This window comes from Pseudoalteromonas sp. T1lg65 (genome assembly GCF_051930985.1).
Taxonomy (GTDB): domain Bacteria; phylum Pseudomonadota; class Gammaproteobacteria; order Enterobacterales; family Alteromonadaceae; genus Pseudoalteromonas.
The window spans coordinates 883,597-898,080 of record NZ_CP196838.1; the positions used below are offsets into that span (position 1 = coordinate 883,597).

Consider the following 14,484-nt stretch of genomic DNA (forward strand, 5'->3'; position numbering starts at 1 on the left):
CATGGCCTCTATTAAATAAGGTTTTTATTGAGTTGTTTGTTGAGAAACAATTTCACTTCTTCAGTTATTCCATCTTCGACAGTCAGTGACATTAGTTCCTCTTCGAGTTGCTGTGGTCCAAAACGCAGCAGTTGTTTAATAAGTGCTAGCTGCACTATGGGTTGGTGTTGGTTGACAACACTACTTATCAGATCGGTTTTCAGCGACGCTACTAGCTCTGGTGAGTCCAAGGTAGCGACGACAGCCAAGCGAACATTGCTGGACGGGTCGTGATTCAATAATTGCAGCATTGCATTAGTTAGTTCTGCATCTTTGCCCCAATGTTGTTTTCCATAGCTCACTCCACTTAAGCGCTCACTGGCAGAGCCTTTTTGAATCAACGACAGCGCGATTCGGTTATGCAATCCATCCACCTGCTGTTGTAAAGCAAAGAGCTCTGCTGAACCTGAGGGTGGCGAGTTCAAGCTATAACCAAGAGTGAAAACCCCCGCTATAACTGCTAGCTGTATCCCAGCAACTTGAGGGCTAAAGCTGTTTGCGACTATCGCACTTGCGAAATGTTTCAACTTTGTCCAAGTGGTTTCTATCGACTGTTCGACTCGGTTGTTATTGGGTGATGCCTCATTTTGAACCGAGTTCGCCTGGGCTAACATCTCATAAAAACGCGAATCCAACTGACTTGATGGTTCAGGAAGCGGCTGCGCAGGCGTATGCCAAAACGACGCAATGAAATCCAACTCTGCTCGCAATGCTTTATCCGTTGCAATAATCGATAGTTCTTCATCACTAAATTGCTCAGCTTCGCTGTCGCTCAGTTGTGCAATTTTCTTAGCAATTAACGCTGAATGATTCATGATTTTTCCTCCCCACATAGAGATTGGTATGCTGCCTTAAGCAGCTCAACCGCTTTGACCATTCGAGATTTCAAGGTGTTAACGTTACACCCTTGAATTGCTGCTATTTCTTCATATTTCATTTGCTGAAATCGACTCAACACCAATATTTCTCGGTGCTCCGCAGAAATACTCAGTAATGCTCGATCAAACAGTTTCTGTCGCTCTTGAATTTCAAAGTTTTCACCAAGCGACTGATCTGAATTTACAGCCTCTTCATCTAGTTCATCGTGGTTCATACTATTTTTGTTACGTCTGTAATGATCAACCGCGGTATTTCGTCCAATACTATATAACCAGGTGCTAAATGCCCCCTCCCCGCTATATCCAGTGCGATAAGCCAAAACCCGCATAAACGTTTCCTGAACTAAATCTTCACTGACTTGTTTGTTGTGACCGGTTTTCATAAAGAACTGAAATAACCTGCGTTTGTATCGTTCGAACAAAGGTGCTAAACAATCCAGCTCTCCTTCTTTCACTCGTAACATCAGCTGTTTCTCTTCCTGCATTAATCAGTTACCGCCATGATTGTTGTTATTCTTAATTGCTTGTTACTCTTATACTGAGCAAATTTTGAAAAGTTGATTGGAGGGAGAAATTTATTTAAAAATTTCTAGATCAGGCTAGTCGTCGAGCAAGGCTAACATTTTTTTGATATTAGTTTTGCTAAGTCCACCCATTAACTCAGGGTTTATCAGCGCATAAATGTAATCTTCGAATTCTCTTTTTTCGATCTCATCTCGGCTATCAACCACATAGGCCCACATTTGAAGTTCGTCCTCGCTGATACGACCGTCAACATAGCGCGCTAGTGCGCCCTTTAACATAGATTGTGTTAATCGCAGATGGCATGGTTCATCACTCGCCACAATAATTGCTATTGCTTGTTCTTGGTTTGCCCCAAAGGTAATAAATTCTGCTAATGCTTCACGCTTGTTCATTTCATCTCTTTGATTATTTTAAATAGATGTTCAATTCCGGCTTGTTGCTTTTGCTCGTTTTGACTAGCGAATCCTAGCCGGATGTGAGTATTCCATGATTTGGGTTCAATGCAAAACTCCGGCTCGGTTTGTACATAAATGCTTTGGCTTTTAGCTAGAACGGTCAAATTACCGACATCTTTTTTACAATCGATCCAAAACGCCATACCTCCCTGTGGGGTATTAAAACAGACATCCATCGACTTTTGTTGTTCGATAAGAAGTCGTTCAGTATGTTTATAACGCGCAGCATAACTTTTGGTCACTCTACGTAAATGTCGTTCAAAGCCACCTTGTTCCATCCAGATAGCCAATGCAAGTTGAGTTAAAACTTCGTTTTTATGATTGAGGAGTTGCTTATGCGCAATAAGCTGCTGCATTACATCGCTTCTCGCCGTTAAATATCCAACTCTGGCACCAGCAAACATAATTTTAGAAAAAGTAGAAACATAGATCACAATGCCACTAGGATCGGTTGCTGCCATGGGCTGTAGTGGCGGTGACGTATAGTGAAACTCATGGTCATAATCGTCTTCAATAATAAATACCCCATATTGCTGACAGAGTTGATAAATAGCCATTCTACGTGGCACAGCTAACGTTACAGAAGTTGGATATTGATGCAGAGGAGTCAAATAAAGGAGCTTGATATTATTTTCTTTTAGGCAGTTGGCTAGTGCTTCGACTTTTATCCCTTTGTCATCTTGTTCTATTGCATGTACACGAGCACCAACGCGTTGGAATGCTTTTCTCGCCGGTGGATATCCTAATGCTTCCATTGCGATTCCATCTCCTGGATTGATAAAGGCACTTGCCACCAAAGTTAAAGCTTCTTGCGAACCATTGCAGATAAGCAATTGCTCACACGCTAAATTTCTAGCTTTACGCACGTATTCTTTAATCTGGATCTGTAACCGTTCAATTCCAGAAACTTCAGCATAATGTAAATGTTGAACATGCGTTGTTCGACACGCCTGACTCAAACAGCGTCGAAACTCAGCAAATGGGAATGCCTCAATATCCGGCATGCCACTGGCAAAATTATATTGATATTCAAATACATTGGGAGACTTTACTGCTGTTAAAACGGTTGCAAAGTTAGCTTTTATCTTTTTTTCTAGGACGTTTTCGATGGGGGCGGTTGTTTTATGCGATGCCGTGATTGGCAAATCACTATTCACACAATAACCTTTACGTTGCTCTGCGACTAACCAGCCTTCTGACACCAGATTTTGTAGTGCATTCATCACGGTATGCCGATTTATCTGGTGCAAAATAGCGAGATCCCTAGCGGAAGGTAGTTTTTCCCCAGGCTTTAAAGTGCCATTGACAATCGCCTCACGTAGTATTGCCGCGAGTCTTCGGTGTTTACTCTGAGTTAGTTGCACATCAGTCGAAATAGAAATTGCCATCTGGTCTAGTAAAAAATATAAAACTGGTTGTTCTATCTCAACCAAAATTAACCAACAATGCAACTTCTTTGTTAATCCTAAACGCTGTAAAGGTTGTCCAAATGCTACACCCAGTCACTTTATCATCCGAGAAAGTTACGCTAACCCCGTTGCAAAGTTCTCACTTAATCGATCTACTTGAGTTAGGCCAAGATCCGATGGTTTGGCAGTGGCTCTTTAATAACTATTGCCAAAACCAATCAGTGATCAGCAAATGGTTCAATGAAACCGCACAGTTTGATGAAAATGAGCAACTTGTTATGGCTGTCGAGGATAAAGTCACCGGCCAACTTGCCGGTAACACTCGACTATTCCGACTTGATAAACAACACCTCAGCGCAGAGATAGGTCACACTTTTATCGGAACTAAGTTCCAGCGTACGCATGTCAATACACATGCTAAATACCTGTTGTTAAAACATGCTTTCGAAGATTTGAGATTAGTGCGTGTGCAATTTCAGACTCATGAAAATAACCAGCGCTCGAGAAATGCCATCGCTCGCTTAGGGGCGCACTTTGAAGGATTAATGTTGAAAGACCGTAAGTTACCAGACGGCAGCTATCGCAACACCGCGAGATACGTCATTACCGACGATATGTGGCCAGAGGTTAAAAAGAATTTGGAGGCAAAACTGTGAGTTACCCAAATAACTATGTTATTGAACACGATGAAGCCGTTTTGAAAGAAGTGATTAACGCTTACCCACTTGCCACCATATCAGTAGTAATCGACGGCGTAATCGAGACTGTTTTTCTGCCACTAACTTATGACCACGATACCAACCGGCTCATTGGCCACGCACAAAACAGTAATCCTTTATTTCAGGCGAAAGGAAATATCGTTCACTTAATTTTTCACGCTGAAAACCAATACTTGTCGCCGTCAATGATTCCTGAAGTAAAACTCCCCACTTGGCTGTACGCCAACGTGATTGTGAAGGGAGAGTTGAAAGTCACAAACTCTATTGCTGATAAAAATACTTCCATGCGTAAGCAAGTAACTCATTTTGAAGCGCCATCAAACGGTAACTGGACTATGGACATGCTTAATGAAAAACAACTAACAGGTCTGTTTGCAGCAATTACCTTTTTTGAGATAAACATCAACCACATTCAAGGCTACTTTAAACTGAGCCAGAACAAATCATCGGCAGTAAGAGAAAAAATAAAGCTCTGCCTAACCCAACAAGGGTCTCGAATCAGCGAAAAAATATCTTAAATACCAAGCTTGTAAGCTAGGACGTGCGTTTCGTTCATGAGTCCCTGCTTGAGTTTAACTCTTGCCTTTTAGGGATTCTCACAGCCGTCATTTACTACAGCTGTCGTTAAAAAGTTTACTCCAAAAGGCAAGCCGGCTACTTTCCAACCAACAAATACAAGAGTTTTATGACTAATAAACATCAGTAATGATGGTCATACGTCACACAAAGTTTAGGTGAATCCACTCTAACTCCATTGAATAGTCAGCGATTACGTCAAATAAATCATCAAATCACGAATATATTATCAAAGATAACATGTAGATAAGAAAACTATTATTGGAATGAATACCACTATCATTTAATTTTGACATAGCAACCAATACCGGTTGCAGATAGTTAAGGAAAATATTATGAAACTAAAACTTACTAAAACTCGATTGAAAGATCTGTCAGAATCAAAATCGAAGCGCAAGCTTCCTGTTGAAAATACACCGGCTGTAGCTGGTGGTCGCCGTGGTGTATCTAATATTGGTCGTTGTCTTTCTGACTTCACCTGTGACGGCTGGTACTGCTAACAAATCACCTAGAGGCGGTTACCAAGTTAACCGCCAATAAAACTCAGCTCAATCAGCTAAACAAAAAAGGGATTTGCGCTAGCAATACGATTAACGATGAATAAAATACAGCTTTAATGCCACAGTCCACACCTCGCCACTTAACCAGCAGTTGAGATATACATAAACTCACAACAGGTAATCCCACAGCACTAAAAACAATAAAAATAAGTCGCGCTTCTTCGCTTAAATTAAACTGCTCCAAGTCGTCTGATAGCAAGTTTGAGGTATATGCCGTTAACAGCATAAATACAATGGAACCGATCACCAGTATGAATTGTGTAGTCGTAATTTTTTTGTGCTTGTTATATTCAACGACCATTTAATCTCCTTACAAAAAAGGAAGCGACTAGGTACTTTTTTTCTTCGACAGTTAATTAACCCATTTGGGTTAAGTGCTAAACTCGCTTCTACTATTTTACTTCTATCACCATAAGCGAATAAGCTCAAGCTTCATTTCCTGGCAGCGGTATTTCAATATGTATAAAATATAGACAAATACATATTAAACGCTCTTAGGTTAGCGCGTATCCTCCGAAGTGCGCTAAAACACAATGGATAAAGTATGAAGCTGCTCAGCAAATTAAAAGATCAATGCGCTCAAAGCTTTTGGCACACCAGTGCCATGATCCTTGTATTGTTCTTGGCAGGAACTGAGATCATGGTAGGGGTAGAGCTGATGGCAATGATTGAGTTAGTTGGCGCTTCCACGTTTGTGTTAGCGTACCTAGCAGGGGCAAAACTAGCTTTGACCAACGTATACCAGCAGCTAAAAAAATTTGAACAGCACTGCGTGTTCTTTTTACCCAAGTTCAATGTACTAATGTGGATGCCCTCATTAGCTATTCACGCCATTCCCGAGCGCTCAGTAATGATGGCGGTTTTGGCATTTATTACTCTTAGTGCGATTTACGCGACTATCAGTATTTCTTTGAATCTGTAAAACAACCCTGGCTTATCACGCATTAAAGGCTTCTGATAACGAATCTACTTCCTCTTGTTGTGGAGAATCTATCGTATGTTTAGCTATAACTCGAGGTAAACTGATCACAAAGTGCGCCCCTTTAGAGTCCTCTACGCACTCAACTTGTCCCTGCATTATATGCACCACTGAGTTGTAGATGATATTAAGTCCAAGCCCCAGACTCCCCTCGCCTAACCGCGTAGTATAAAACGGATCAAACACCTGTTTTCGCTTATCTAGTGAGATGCCTTCACCATTATCTATATAGTGAATGTCAATTTGTTGTTCATCACCGGACCTCACCTCAAGAAGTATTTTTGGCTTGTTGGTATTTTGAAAGCCATGTTTCACTGAGTTTTCAATTAATTGAGAAATCACTTTAAGTAAAACAGACGCATAAGTTGTAATAGTTATACTTTCTCCAGTGATCTCGAATGCGATTCCCGGTTGTTGAATGGCCTCTAATTTGCCGACTTTTTCTTGCAAGTATGTCAGCACATCAAAGTGACTCAACTCACTCATTTGAAGTTTGGCGGACATCATTTTAAATCGCTGGATCATATCAGCCGCTTTTTCACTGTTTTTTTGGCTTAGCTGCAACAACTCTGAAGATTCGTTAATGAACTGCTTAAGCTGGTTTTGCGTTAATGACTGATTAGACAATTGCTCTGTCAAGGTTTCTACTTGTGACTGCAAGGTAGAATTTGCTGTGATCACCAGTCCCAATGGCGTGTTAAGCTGATGTGCCATCCCTGAAACCAAAGTGGTCATCGCACGCATTTTCTCTGATTCAACAAGCTTGTCTTGAGTGCGTTTCAAACGTTCGACCAAAATCTGAAGCTTACGTTTTTGCCGATTAATGCGATAGATAAAGAACCAAGTAATTAAGACGACCAAAGCCGCACTAACACCGATAATGTAGTTTTGTCGACGGCGAGCCTCTGCGATGGCCAGAGTGAGTTGGTGCTCTTGTTCTAACTGTTTGAGCGCGACTTCTTTGGTTTGCAGTTCAGTTTGTGACACCATATAGGCAAGTCCTATGGATGCTTGCTTTTCTGAAAATTGCCTGGTCACTGCGTTAAATTTATCTATCACATCTAGCGCTTCTGCAAAATCGCCAGTACTTCGCTTGAGTTGACTTTTTAGTAACAGCGCCTCTTTTAGGGTCACTAATTGATTGTATTTAGTACTCTGTTGGATAATTTCCTCTATTAGATTGGCAGCATTATCTACTCTCAACAATTCTGAATGTAACTTTGCCAATTCCAACTTAGCTAACAACGCTTTAGAAAAAGCACTGTTGTTTTCCCAACTTTCCACTGCTTGCACAAGATATTGTTCTGCCAAATCGAGCCTGCGTTTTGCGGCATAAACACGGCCGAGATTATACAATGACCATGCCTCATGATACTGATAGCCATTTTCTCGACGTATTGTTAAAGCTTGTTCATGGAGTTGCAATGCCTCTTCTAATTCACCTTTTAAGAAGGCAACCTCACCGAGATTATTCATTCCCGTTGCTTGCTGGGACACCAATTTTAGTTCCACTGCCGAGTTGTAAAAACGTTGAAAGTAGTATCGCGCTTGGTCTAGCAACCCTAGCTTAAGATAAACATGACCAATATTGTTTTCGGTTTGGCTGATAAATTCAGGTCGGTTTAACTTTGGCGCTTCCTCATACGCTTTTAAATTGTTTTCCAGTGCCAACTCATATAATTCGACATTGGAGAAAGCACTGGCAGAGATGCTGTAATAACTGTAGAGAATACCCGGTTCGTCAATATCACGCGCCAGCAGACGCGCTTGAGCTAAAGTGCTGACTGCACTCTCTATCCGGTCTGCATTGATCAGATACCAAGACTTTAAATAAAGTAGTCGGATTGTTTGTGAATTTGCGAGCTCCGATCCGTGTTTAGCCAACAGATTGTCTATGGTTTCAATTCCACTCAATGGAGATTTTCCGCCTGCGGCGCTGACTTCTGAACGCATTTGGCTAAAAGCTTCATCGGATATCTTCGCTGATGTTAAAAGTGGGATAAAAAGCAAGGTAACAACAATAACCAAGCCAAATTTTTTCATATAAACTTCGCTTACTACATGGAACATCCCTCTAAGTTTAGTTAAAAATAGCTACTTTACTAATTGCAAATATGGGAACATTTTCTAAAGAAATCGTATTTACTGATGATGATGGCAACGTTTAATTTCTTCTATAAGTGCAGTCGCTAAAGGAGAAGAGGCACTACTTTTCGAAGATATCAACATCACCGGGATCTGGTAGTTGTATTTAGTTGGCAATATCGGTTTAAACACCCCTTTATCCACCCAATAGCTGGCATAATGCTCAGGCAAATAGCCTATAAATTGCCCAGATAAAATCAAATGTGCAATCCCCTCATCGTGATAGGCAACGGCACTATTTTGATAATTTAAGCCGTCGTTTCGCGATTCCTTATCTCTTGTGTAGTTACTAGAAATAACCTCCGCTTCAGCCAATAGCGAATCGGTCTCTGAAGCGTCGCAATCATAAAGTGGATGTCCAACCCCACAGTAGAGGTAATTCACTTCGTTGTGTAGTGGTTGATACTCTAATCCCCTCAGCTGATGTCGACTCACGCCAAGTCCTACCAAAGAGCGACCATTCACGACGGATGTTTCCACTTCTCGCGCTTCACACACATTAATCTCAAATTGAATTTTATCGCTCTTTGCTCTGAGTGCTGAAATAGCTCGAGCAACGCCGCATCGCGGATCACTCACCATAGTATCAATAACCGAAATCGTAGCCCTACCTGCCAACTCATCTTTTGAGCTAGCCACGGTGGTGGCAAATGCCTCACATTGTTGTAATAGTTCCAATGAAGCCTGATAAGTTATTCGGCCGGGTTCTGTTAGCTCAAAGCCACTGCGACCGCGCTTGCATAGTTTAATTCCTAGCCGCACTTCAAGATCCGACAGGTGAGAGCTGATGGTAGAACGACCAATATTTAATCGTGATTCTGCGGCCGACAGACCACCGCATTCAACAATTGCCACGAAAATTCGGAGTAACCGTAAATCAACGTCATGAACTTGCATTAAAGTGCCAAACCTTTAGTTCGATAAAATCGGAATGAATTACGATTATTATGCATTTATAAAACATCTTGCACAAGTTAGCATGCTCCCATAAACGCGATAATGCAGATCGCAACAAGATGATATTTGGGAGAAAACTATGACGTTTAGATATGGTGTTGACCGTCTAAATCTGGATATTGTAAACGGGATTGCCAATGGCAGTATCCAAGCTGAACTATGCCAAGAAGCATTAGATAAAATTAACAAAAGCCGTCGTAACGTCGACAAAATGGCCGCTTCTGATAAAGCTGTTTATGGCATAAATACCGGTTTTGGCCCCTTGTGTGATACCCAAATATCGCCTGAGGAAACCCACCTGCTACAAAAGAATTTGCTGATCACCCATGCTGTCGGTGTGGGTGAGCCAATCGTCAAGCCCATCTCAAAATTAATGCTGATCACCAAAGTACACGCTTTAAGCCAAGGCTTTTCAGGCATTCGCCTTGAAGTGGTTGAGCGCATGTTAAAGTTCATTGAACTTGACTTAATTCCAGTGGTTCCTGAACAAGGCTCTGTCGGTGCTTCGGGTGACTTAGCGCCGCTTTCACATCTGTTTTTACCTTTGCTTGGTGAAGGTGAGTTCTGGCAAGGTGAGCAAATAGTGCCTGCAGCACAGATGCTGAAAGAGCATGGTTTAGAGCCACTTGAGCTACACGCAAAAGAAGGCTTGGCGCTTATCAATGGTACGCAATTTATTCTATCTCATGCCATCACCGCATTGACCAAAATGCGTTACTTGCTTGACCTTGCAGATCTTGCAGGCGCAATGAGTATTGAAGGTATGCAAGGTAGCCAATCGCCGTTTAGAGAAGAGCTACACCAAATTCGTGCTTTTGAGGGGAATATCGAGGTTGCAGCCCGTATGCGTCGCTTCTTCAAAGACTCGCAAAACATGGCTGCACATACCGATTGTGATCGTGTTCAAGATCCATACTCACTGCGTTGTATTCCGCAAGTGCACGGTGCTTCTCGTAATGCTTACAATCACCTTAAAGAACTTGCCGAAATCGAAATGAACTCGGTAACCGATAACCCGATTGTTATCAGTGAAGAAGAAGCGATTTCAGGTGGTAGCTTCCACGGTCAACCTCTGGCTATGGTGTTAGATTATGCGTCAATTGCAGCAGCCGAGCTAGGTAATATCTCTGACAGACGCTGTTACTTGTTACTCGAAGGCTTACACGGTTTGCCACGTTTGTTAACCACATCGGGTGGTTTAAACTCAGGCATGATGATCCCACAATACACCACTGCTGCATTGGTTACTGAAAACAAATCACTGTGTTTCCCACCTTCCGCGGATAGTGTTCCAACTTCGATGGGTCAAGAAGATCATGTTTCTATGGGCAGTATCTCAGGCCGTAAGTTAAACCAGATCTTAGGTAATCTAGAAAAAATCTTCGCTATCGAATTAATGTACGCAGCTCAGGCAATCGAATTTAGACGCCCAAATACCTGTTCAGATTTAATCGAAGCGAACTTTAAAGTGATCCGTGCCAAGGTTGCCAAACTAGAAGAAGATAGATTATTGAAACCTGACATCGATGCCATGATAGCTTTAGTGAAATCTCAAGCATTTACCGTGAATTAAGGGAGAGTTGTGATGAATTTCCAAGAACAAATTAAACAAGGGATCCCAAGCGTTTTACCTGAGCCAAAACCATATCCGGCAGACGCTAACCGTGCACCAAAACGTAAAGACATTTTATCTGCCGACGAAAAACAATTGGCAATTCGTAACGCACTACGTTATTTCCCAAAAGAATGGCACCAAGCGCTCGCAGCTGAATTTGCCCAAGAGTTAAAGGACTTTGGCCGTATTTATATGTACCGCTTCAAGCCAAACTATGAGCTTAAAGCCCGCTCTATCTCCGATTACCCTGCTAAGTGTGAACAAGCAGCTGCGATCATGCTAATGATCGACAATAACTTAGATCCAGCGGTAGCGCAGCACCCTGAAGAGCTGATCACTTATGGTGGTAACGGTGCAGTTTTCCAAAACTGGGCGCAGTATCTATTGACCATGAAGTATTTAAGCGAAATGGAAGAAGACCAAACGCTGCACATGTACTCGGGACACCCTATGGGTCTATTCCCGTCCTCAAAAGATGCTCCACGCGTAGTCGTCACTAACGGAATGATGATCCCGAACTACTCTAAACCGGATGATTGGGAGCGCTTTAACGCGCTAGGCGTAACACAATACGGTCAGATGACAGCAGGGTCATTTATGTACATTGGTCCACAAGGCATTGTCCACGGCACCACCATTACAGTGATGAACGCGTTCCGTAAAGTTTTAAACAAAGGGGAAAGCCCGCAAGGTAAGATCTTCCTAACCGCAGGTCTTGGCGGCATGAGTGGTGCACAGCCTAAAGCGGGTAACATTGCAAACTGTATCACTGTGTGTGCAGAAGTAAACCCAAAAGCCGCAACCAAACGTCACCAGCAAGGTTGGGTAGATGAGCTAATCGACAACATGGATGCCCTTGTAGCGCGTGTTAAAGAAGCGCAAGCAAATGAAGAAGTCGTATCAATTGCTTACATCGGGAACGTGGTTGATGTGTGGGAGACGTTCTACGAACAAGAGATTTTCGTGCATCTGGGATCTGATCAAACTTCGCTACACAACCCTTGGTCAGGCGGCTATTACCCTGTGGATATTAGCTACGAAGAATCAAACCGTTTAATTCGTGAAGAACCAGAACTATTCAAAGAAAAAGTACAAGCAACGTTGAAGCGCCACGCCGACGCCGTGAACAAGCATACAGCAAAAGGCACCTATTTCTTTGATTATGGTAATGCCTTCTTGCTAGAAGCATCACGCGCTGGCGGCGATGTCATGGCGGAAAACGGCATCGATTTTAAATACCCTTCTTATGTACAAGATATTCTTGGACCCATGTGTTTTGACTATGGCTTTGGCCCGTTCCGCTGGGTATGTACGTCAGGTAAACCGGAAGATTTAGATAAAACCGATGCAATCGCCGCAGACGTGTTGAACAAGATCATGGCTGAGTCGCCTGAGGAAATTCAACAACAGATGCAAGACAACATCACTTGGATCAAAGACGCAAAACAAAACAAGCTGGTAGTTGGCTCGCAAGCACGTATTTTATATGCAGATGCACAAGGCCGTGCTGAAATCGCCAAAGCCTTCAATGATGCAATTGCTCGCGGCGAGATTGGTCCTGTGGTCCTTGGTCGTGATCACCATGACGTCAGTGGTACTGATTCACCATTCCGTGAAACGTCAAACATCTACGATGGCAGCCGTTTTACTGCGGATATGGCCATTCACAACGTAATTGGCGATAGTTTCCGCGGTGCGACTTGGGTATCTATCCACAACGGCGGTGGCGTTGGTTGGGGCGAAGTGATCAACGGCGGTTTTGGTATGCTACTTGATGGGTCACCAGAAGCCGAAGGTCGCTTAAAGTCAATGCTATTGTTTGATGTTAACAATGGTATTGCCCGTCGCAGTTGGGCACGTAACGAAGAGGCCAACTTCGCAATCAAACGCGAAATGGCACGTACACCGAAATTAAAAGTCACGTTAGCCAATAACGTGGATGATGAGATTTTAAATAATCTATCGTTTTAAGTGTTGAATTTAGCTGCGTCGATTGGCGCAGCTAAATTTGAATAACAGAAATGAGTTAGAGCCTGAGGACGGCTTTGTGCCACAAGTGGACCTTTAAGGCGTACATCTGACACTTTGTTGGGTCGCGCCTCCGGCTTTTCCAACCTACGCAGATTAAACCCATAGGTCGGAATAAAGCGCAAAGCGCCGCCATACGACGTGTTTATTAAACACAACTAAAATTTGTATCGTCCACCTATCAGACTCCTCCAGACCATGACGGATCATAAACCCCTTTTGCAACAGCATAATGAAAACTGGAATACGGCCAATCAACGACACGTTTAACCAAACCATGCTTCATTGGGTTGTCATGAACGTAGTTTACATGGTGCCAAAAATCCCGCTCATCTCGAATGGTATGCTCCCAAAAGCGCCGCTGCCAAACGCCCCTATGACCAGATTGCTGACGAGTATTAGAAATAAATTCAGTCTTTGGTAATGACTTAGAAAAGCGCTTTTTGATCTCGCGCCAACGATTAGAGTAGTTCCAATCACCTTGAGGCAAAGTAAGTACAGCATGCAAATGATCGGGCATCACCACCCAAGCATCAATATCAAACGGCTGCCGTTGCTTCACCCTACTAACAGACTCTCGTAAAACATCAATATGCTCCACCAGCAAAGCGCGATTACGGTTTAACAAATTCACCGTGAAAAAATACGTGCCACCAGCCACATAATTACGCCGATACCGCGTACCACCTCCTTGTGATTGCTCTTAAGATTTGTAGGTCGGATAAGTGAAGCGCCATCCGACGATTGAGAGTCCCTTAACAATGGTTAAACGGGCTCGTTTCTCCTTGCGTAAAAAGAGCCTAGTCGCGAACCCTTTACACCTTTGTTGGAAGGCGCCTTCGGCTTTTCCAACCTACACTAGAATTAATAATACAATTAAATCAGAGGACTGGATGAAAAAGTTTAGAAGAACGACCTGGGGTCAGGTCTTGGAACGGCCTGGGGTCAGGTCTTGCACTTTGCTAAACAAAAAAGTGTGGAGAGAGGCAAAAAGCAAGACCTGACCTCAAACTTTCTTGGCATGTTAACCGCTGATTATATAATACCTTGCTGTGTACACCATTCTCGTAACGCTTTTTCCGTGTGCATGGCTTCATATTTATACCACGCTTCAATTATGCCAGCATTCTCTAGCAATGATTTAAACCTCACATAAGCACCTTTACGCTTAAAGGTTGAACGTACGTTTTCATATTCAGACGGTAGATATTCTAAAGTAAAATTGAATGCGAGATTATTACCAAGATTCAAGTCATCTTTATAAGGAATCGCTAAGTATTTTTCATCATTAATATCGTCTGGCAATTCTTCTTCGTTGTCAGCAAACTCAGTGTAACAATATGTCTTTCCTGACTCTTTACAAATATATTCTTCACTTTCGTACGGAGAACCAAAATTAACTAGCTCAAATAGATTTAGAACATCATCAAATTTAATATTCATGCTGACCTCGGGTTGGTTTCAATAAACAATAGCCGTGAGCTTACGCTGCTATTTGATAAACTGTTACCCTGCAACTCTAAGAGGCAGAATGTCAAACTTAGGAACTTCGCTAGGAAAGGTTACCCTTGAGGGTGCTGAAGATGTGTAAATTGACAT

At 42.6% G+C, this 14,484-nt stretch carries 15 protein-coding genes; 6 read left to right on the forward strand and 9 right to left on the reverse strand.

Going from position 1 to position 14,484, the window contains the following annotated elements; all coding sequences use genetic code 11:
• Positions 1-11 precede the first annotated feature (11 nt).
• The 4 genes from ACSLBF_RS20970 to pdxR form a co-directional block, all read right to left on the reverse strand.
• Positions 12-854 carry a hypothetical protein gene (locus ACSLBF_RS20970; RefSeq protein WP_440056582.1) on the reverse strand — a complete coding sequence of 281 codons (843 nt, stop codon included), beginning with the start codon at positions 852-854 and terminating at the stop codon, positions 12-14.
• Positions 851-1,402, reverse strand: a complete 552-nt coding sequence (locus tag ACSLBF_RS20975; protein ID WP_440056583.1) for an RNA polymerase sigma factor — start codon at positions 1,400-1,402, stop codon at positions 851-853. The genes ACSLBF_RS20970 and ACSLBF_RS20975 overlap by 4 nt, the downstream gene beginning before the upstream one ends.
• 114 nt (positions 1,403-1,516) lie before the next feature.
• On the reverse strand, positions 1,517-1,834 hold the full coding sequence (locus ACSLBF_RS20980) for a hypothetical protein (protein WP_440056584.1): 318 nt from the start codon (positions 1,832-1,834) through the stop codon (positions 1,517-1,519).
• Positions 1,831-3,285: a MocR-like pyridoxine biosynthesis transcription factor PdxR gene (gene pdxR, locus ACSLBF_RS20985; RefSeq protein ID WP_440056585.1), complete on the reverse strand. Its 1,455-nt coding sequence runs from the start codon at positions 3,283-3,285 to the stop codon at positions 1,831-1,833. Before pdxR ends, ACSLBF_RS20980 begins: the two co-directional genes overlap by 4 nt.
• A 101-nt stretch (positions 3,286-3,386) precedes the next feature.
• Here pdxR and ACSLBF_RS20990 point away from each other — a divergent pair, with 101 nt between their 5' ends.
• The 3 genes from ACSLBF_RS20990 to ACSLBF_RS21000 all read left to right on the forward strand — a co-directional run bounded on the left by ACSLBF_RS20990 (position 3,387) and on the right by ACSLBF_RS21000 (position 5,101).
• Positions 3,387-3,962, forward strand: coding sequence for a GNAT family N-acetyltransferase (locus ACSLBF_RS20990; RefSeq protein ID WP_440056586.1), 576 nt, complete (start codon positions 3,387-3,389; stop codon positions 3,960-3,962).
• The gene (locus tag ACSLBF_RS20995) at positions 3,959-4,543 is read left to right on the forward strand and encodes an FMN-binding negative transcriptional regulator (protein WP_440056587.1); all 585 of its coding nucleotides are present in this window, start codon (positions 3,959-3,961) and stop codon (positions 4,541-4,543) included. Before ACSLBF_RS20990 ends, ACSLBF_RS20995 begins: the two co-directional genes overlap by 4 nt.
• Positions 4,544-4,936: 393 nt before the next feature.
• Complete coding sequence (locus ACSLBF_RS21000) at positions 4,937-5,101, forward strand: hypothetical protein (protein WP_440056588.1); 165 nt, start codon at positions 4,937-4,939, stop codon at positions 5,099-5,101.
• Positions 5,102-5,153: 52 nt separating this feature from the next.
• Here the strand turns inward: ACSLBF_RS21000 and ACSLBF_RS21005 are convergent, their stop codons facing one another.
• Positions 5,154-5,462 (reverse strand): hypothetical protein, encoded by a 309-nt coding sequence (locus tag ACSLBF_RS21005; RefSeq protein ID WP_440056589.1) that lies wholly within the window; start codon positions 5,460-5,462, stop codon positions 5,154-5,156.
• A gap of 243 nt (positions 5,463-5,705) precedes the next feature.
• On the opposite strand from ACSLBF_RS21005, the gene ACSLBF_RS21010 reads away from it, so the two are divergent.
• The gene (locus ACSLBF_RS21010) at positions 5,706-6,083 is read left to right on the forward strand and encodes a hypothetical protein (protein WP_440056590.1); all 378 of its coding nucleotides are present in this window, start codon (positions 5,706-5,708) and stop codon (positions 6,081-6,083) included.
• 15 nt (positions 6,084-6,098) lie between these two features.
• On the opposite strand, the gene ACSLBF_RS21015 is transcribed toward ACSLBF_RS21010, so the two are convergent.
• Both ACSLBF_RS21015 and ACSLBF_RS21020 read right to left on the reverse strand, forming a co-directional pair.
• Complete coding sequence (locus tag ACSLBF_RS21015; protein WP_440056591.1) at positions 6,099-8,183, reverse strand: tetratricopeptide repeat-containing sensor histidine kinase; 2,085 nt, start codon at positions 8,181-8,183, stop codon at positions 6,099-6,101.
• Between the two features lie 99 nt (positions 8,184-8,282).
• Positions 8,283-9,182 carry a LysR family transcriptional regulator gene (locus ACSLBF_RS21020; protein ID WP_440056592.1) on the reverse strand — a complete coding sequence of 300 codons (900 nt, stop codon included), beginning with the start codon at positions 9,180-9,182 and terminating at the stop codon, positions 8,283-8,285.
• A gap of 139 nt (positions 9,183-9,321) precedes the next feature.
• Between ACSLBF_RS21020 and hutH the strand changes: the two genes are divergently transcribed.
• Both hutH and ACSLBF_RS21030 read left to right on the forward strand, forming a co-directional pair.
• Positions 9,322-10,815 (forward strand): histidine ammonia-lyase, encoded by a 1,494-nt coding sequence (gene hutH, locus ACSLBF_RS21025; protein ID WP_440056594.1) that lies wholly within the window; start codon positions 9,322-9,324, stop codon positions 10,813-10,815.
• A 12-nt stretch (positions 10,816-10,827) separates the two neighbouring features.
• Positions 10,828-12,828 carry a urocanate hydratase gene (locus ACSLBF_RS21030; protein WP_440056595.1) on the forward strand — a complete coding sequence of 667 codons (2,001 nt, stop codon included), beginning with the start codon at positions 10,828-10,830 and terminating at the stop codon, positions 12,826-12,828.
• Between the two features lie 238 nt (positions 12,829-13,066).
• On the opposite strand, the gene ACSLBF_RS21035 is transcribed toward ACSLBF_RS21030, so the two are convergent.
• A complete protein-coding gene (locus ACSLBF_RS21035) occupies positions 13,067-13,546 on the reverse strand; it encodes an REP-associated tyrosine transposase (RefSeq protein ID WP_440056596.1) in 480 nt (159 codons plus the stop codon).
• A gap of 374 nt (positions 13,547-13,920) precedes the next feature.
• Positions 13,921-14,328 (reverse strand): hypothetical protein, encoded by a 408-nt coding sequence (locus ACSLBF_RS21040; RefSeq protein ID WP_440056597.1) that lies wholly within the window; start codon positions 14,326-14,328, stop codon positions 13,921-13,923.
• Between the last annotated feature and the right edge of the window lie 156 nt (positions 14,329-14,484).

What these genes read in the sequence shown, in the direction of transcription:
- ACSLBF_RS20970 (WP_440056582.1), bottom strand. Translation starts at nt 854, where the DNA reads ATGAATCATTCAGCGTTAATTGCTAAGAAAATTGCACAACTGAGCGAC.
- ACSLBF_RS20975 (WP_440056583.1), bottom strand. Translation starts at nt 1,402, where the DNA reads ATGCAGGAAGAGAAACAGCTGATGTTACGAGTGAAAGAAGGAGAGCTG.
- ACSLBF_RS20980 (WP_440056584.1), bottom strand. Translation starts at nt 1,834, where the DNA reads ATGAACAAGCGTGAAGCATTAGCAGAATTTATTACCTTTGGGGCAAAC.
- pdxR (WP_440056585.1), bottom strand. Translation starts at nt 3,285, where the DNA reads ATGGCAATTTCTATTTCGACTGATGTGCAACTAACTCAGAGTAAACAC.
- ACSLBF_RS20990 (WP_440056586.1), top strand. Translation starts at nt 3,387, where the DNA reads ATGCTACACCCAGTCACTTTATCATCCGAGAAAGTTACGCTAACCCCG.
- ACSLBF_RS21000 (WP_440056588.1), top strand. Translation starts at nt 4,937, where the DNA reads ATGAAACTAAAACTTACTAAAACTCGATTGAAAGATCTGTCAGAATCA.
- ACSLBF_RS21005 (WP_440056589.1), bottom strand. Translation starts at nt 5,462, where the DNA reads ATGGTCGTTGAATATAACAAGCACAAAAAAATTACGACTACACAATTC.
- ACSLBF_RS21010 (WP_440056590.1), top strand. Translation starts at nt 5,706, where the DNA reads ATGAAGCTGCTCAGCAAATTAAAAGATCAATGCGCTCAAAGCTTTTGG.
- ACSLBF_RS21015 (WP_440056591.1), bottom strand. Translation starts at nt 8,183, where the DNA reads ATGAAAAAATTTGGCTTGGTTATTGTTGTTACCTTGCTTTTTATCCCA.
- ACSLBF_RS21020 (WP_440056592.1), bottom strand. Translation starts at nt 9,182, where the DNA reads ATGCAAGTTCATGACGTTGATTTACGGTTACTCCGAATTTTCGTGGCA.
- hutH (WP_440056594.1), top strand. Translation starts at nt 9,322, where the DNA reads ATGACGTTTAGATATGGTGTTGACCGTCTAAATCTGGATATTGTAAAC.
- ACSLBF_RS21030 (WP_440056595.1), top strand. Translation starts at nt 10,828, where the DNA reads ATGAATTTCCAAGAACAAATTAAACAAGGGATCCCAAGCGTTTTACCT.
- ACSLBF_RS21040 (WP_440056597.1), bottom strand. Translation starts at nt 14,328, where the DNA reads ATGAATATTAAATTTGATGATGTTCTAAATCTATTTGAGCTAGTTAAT.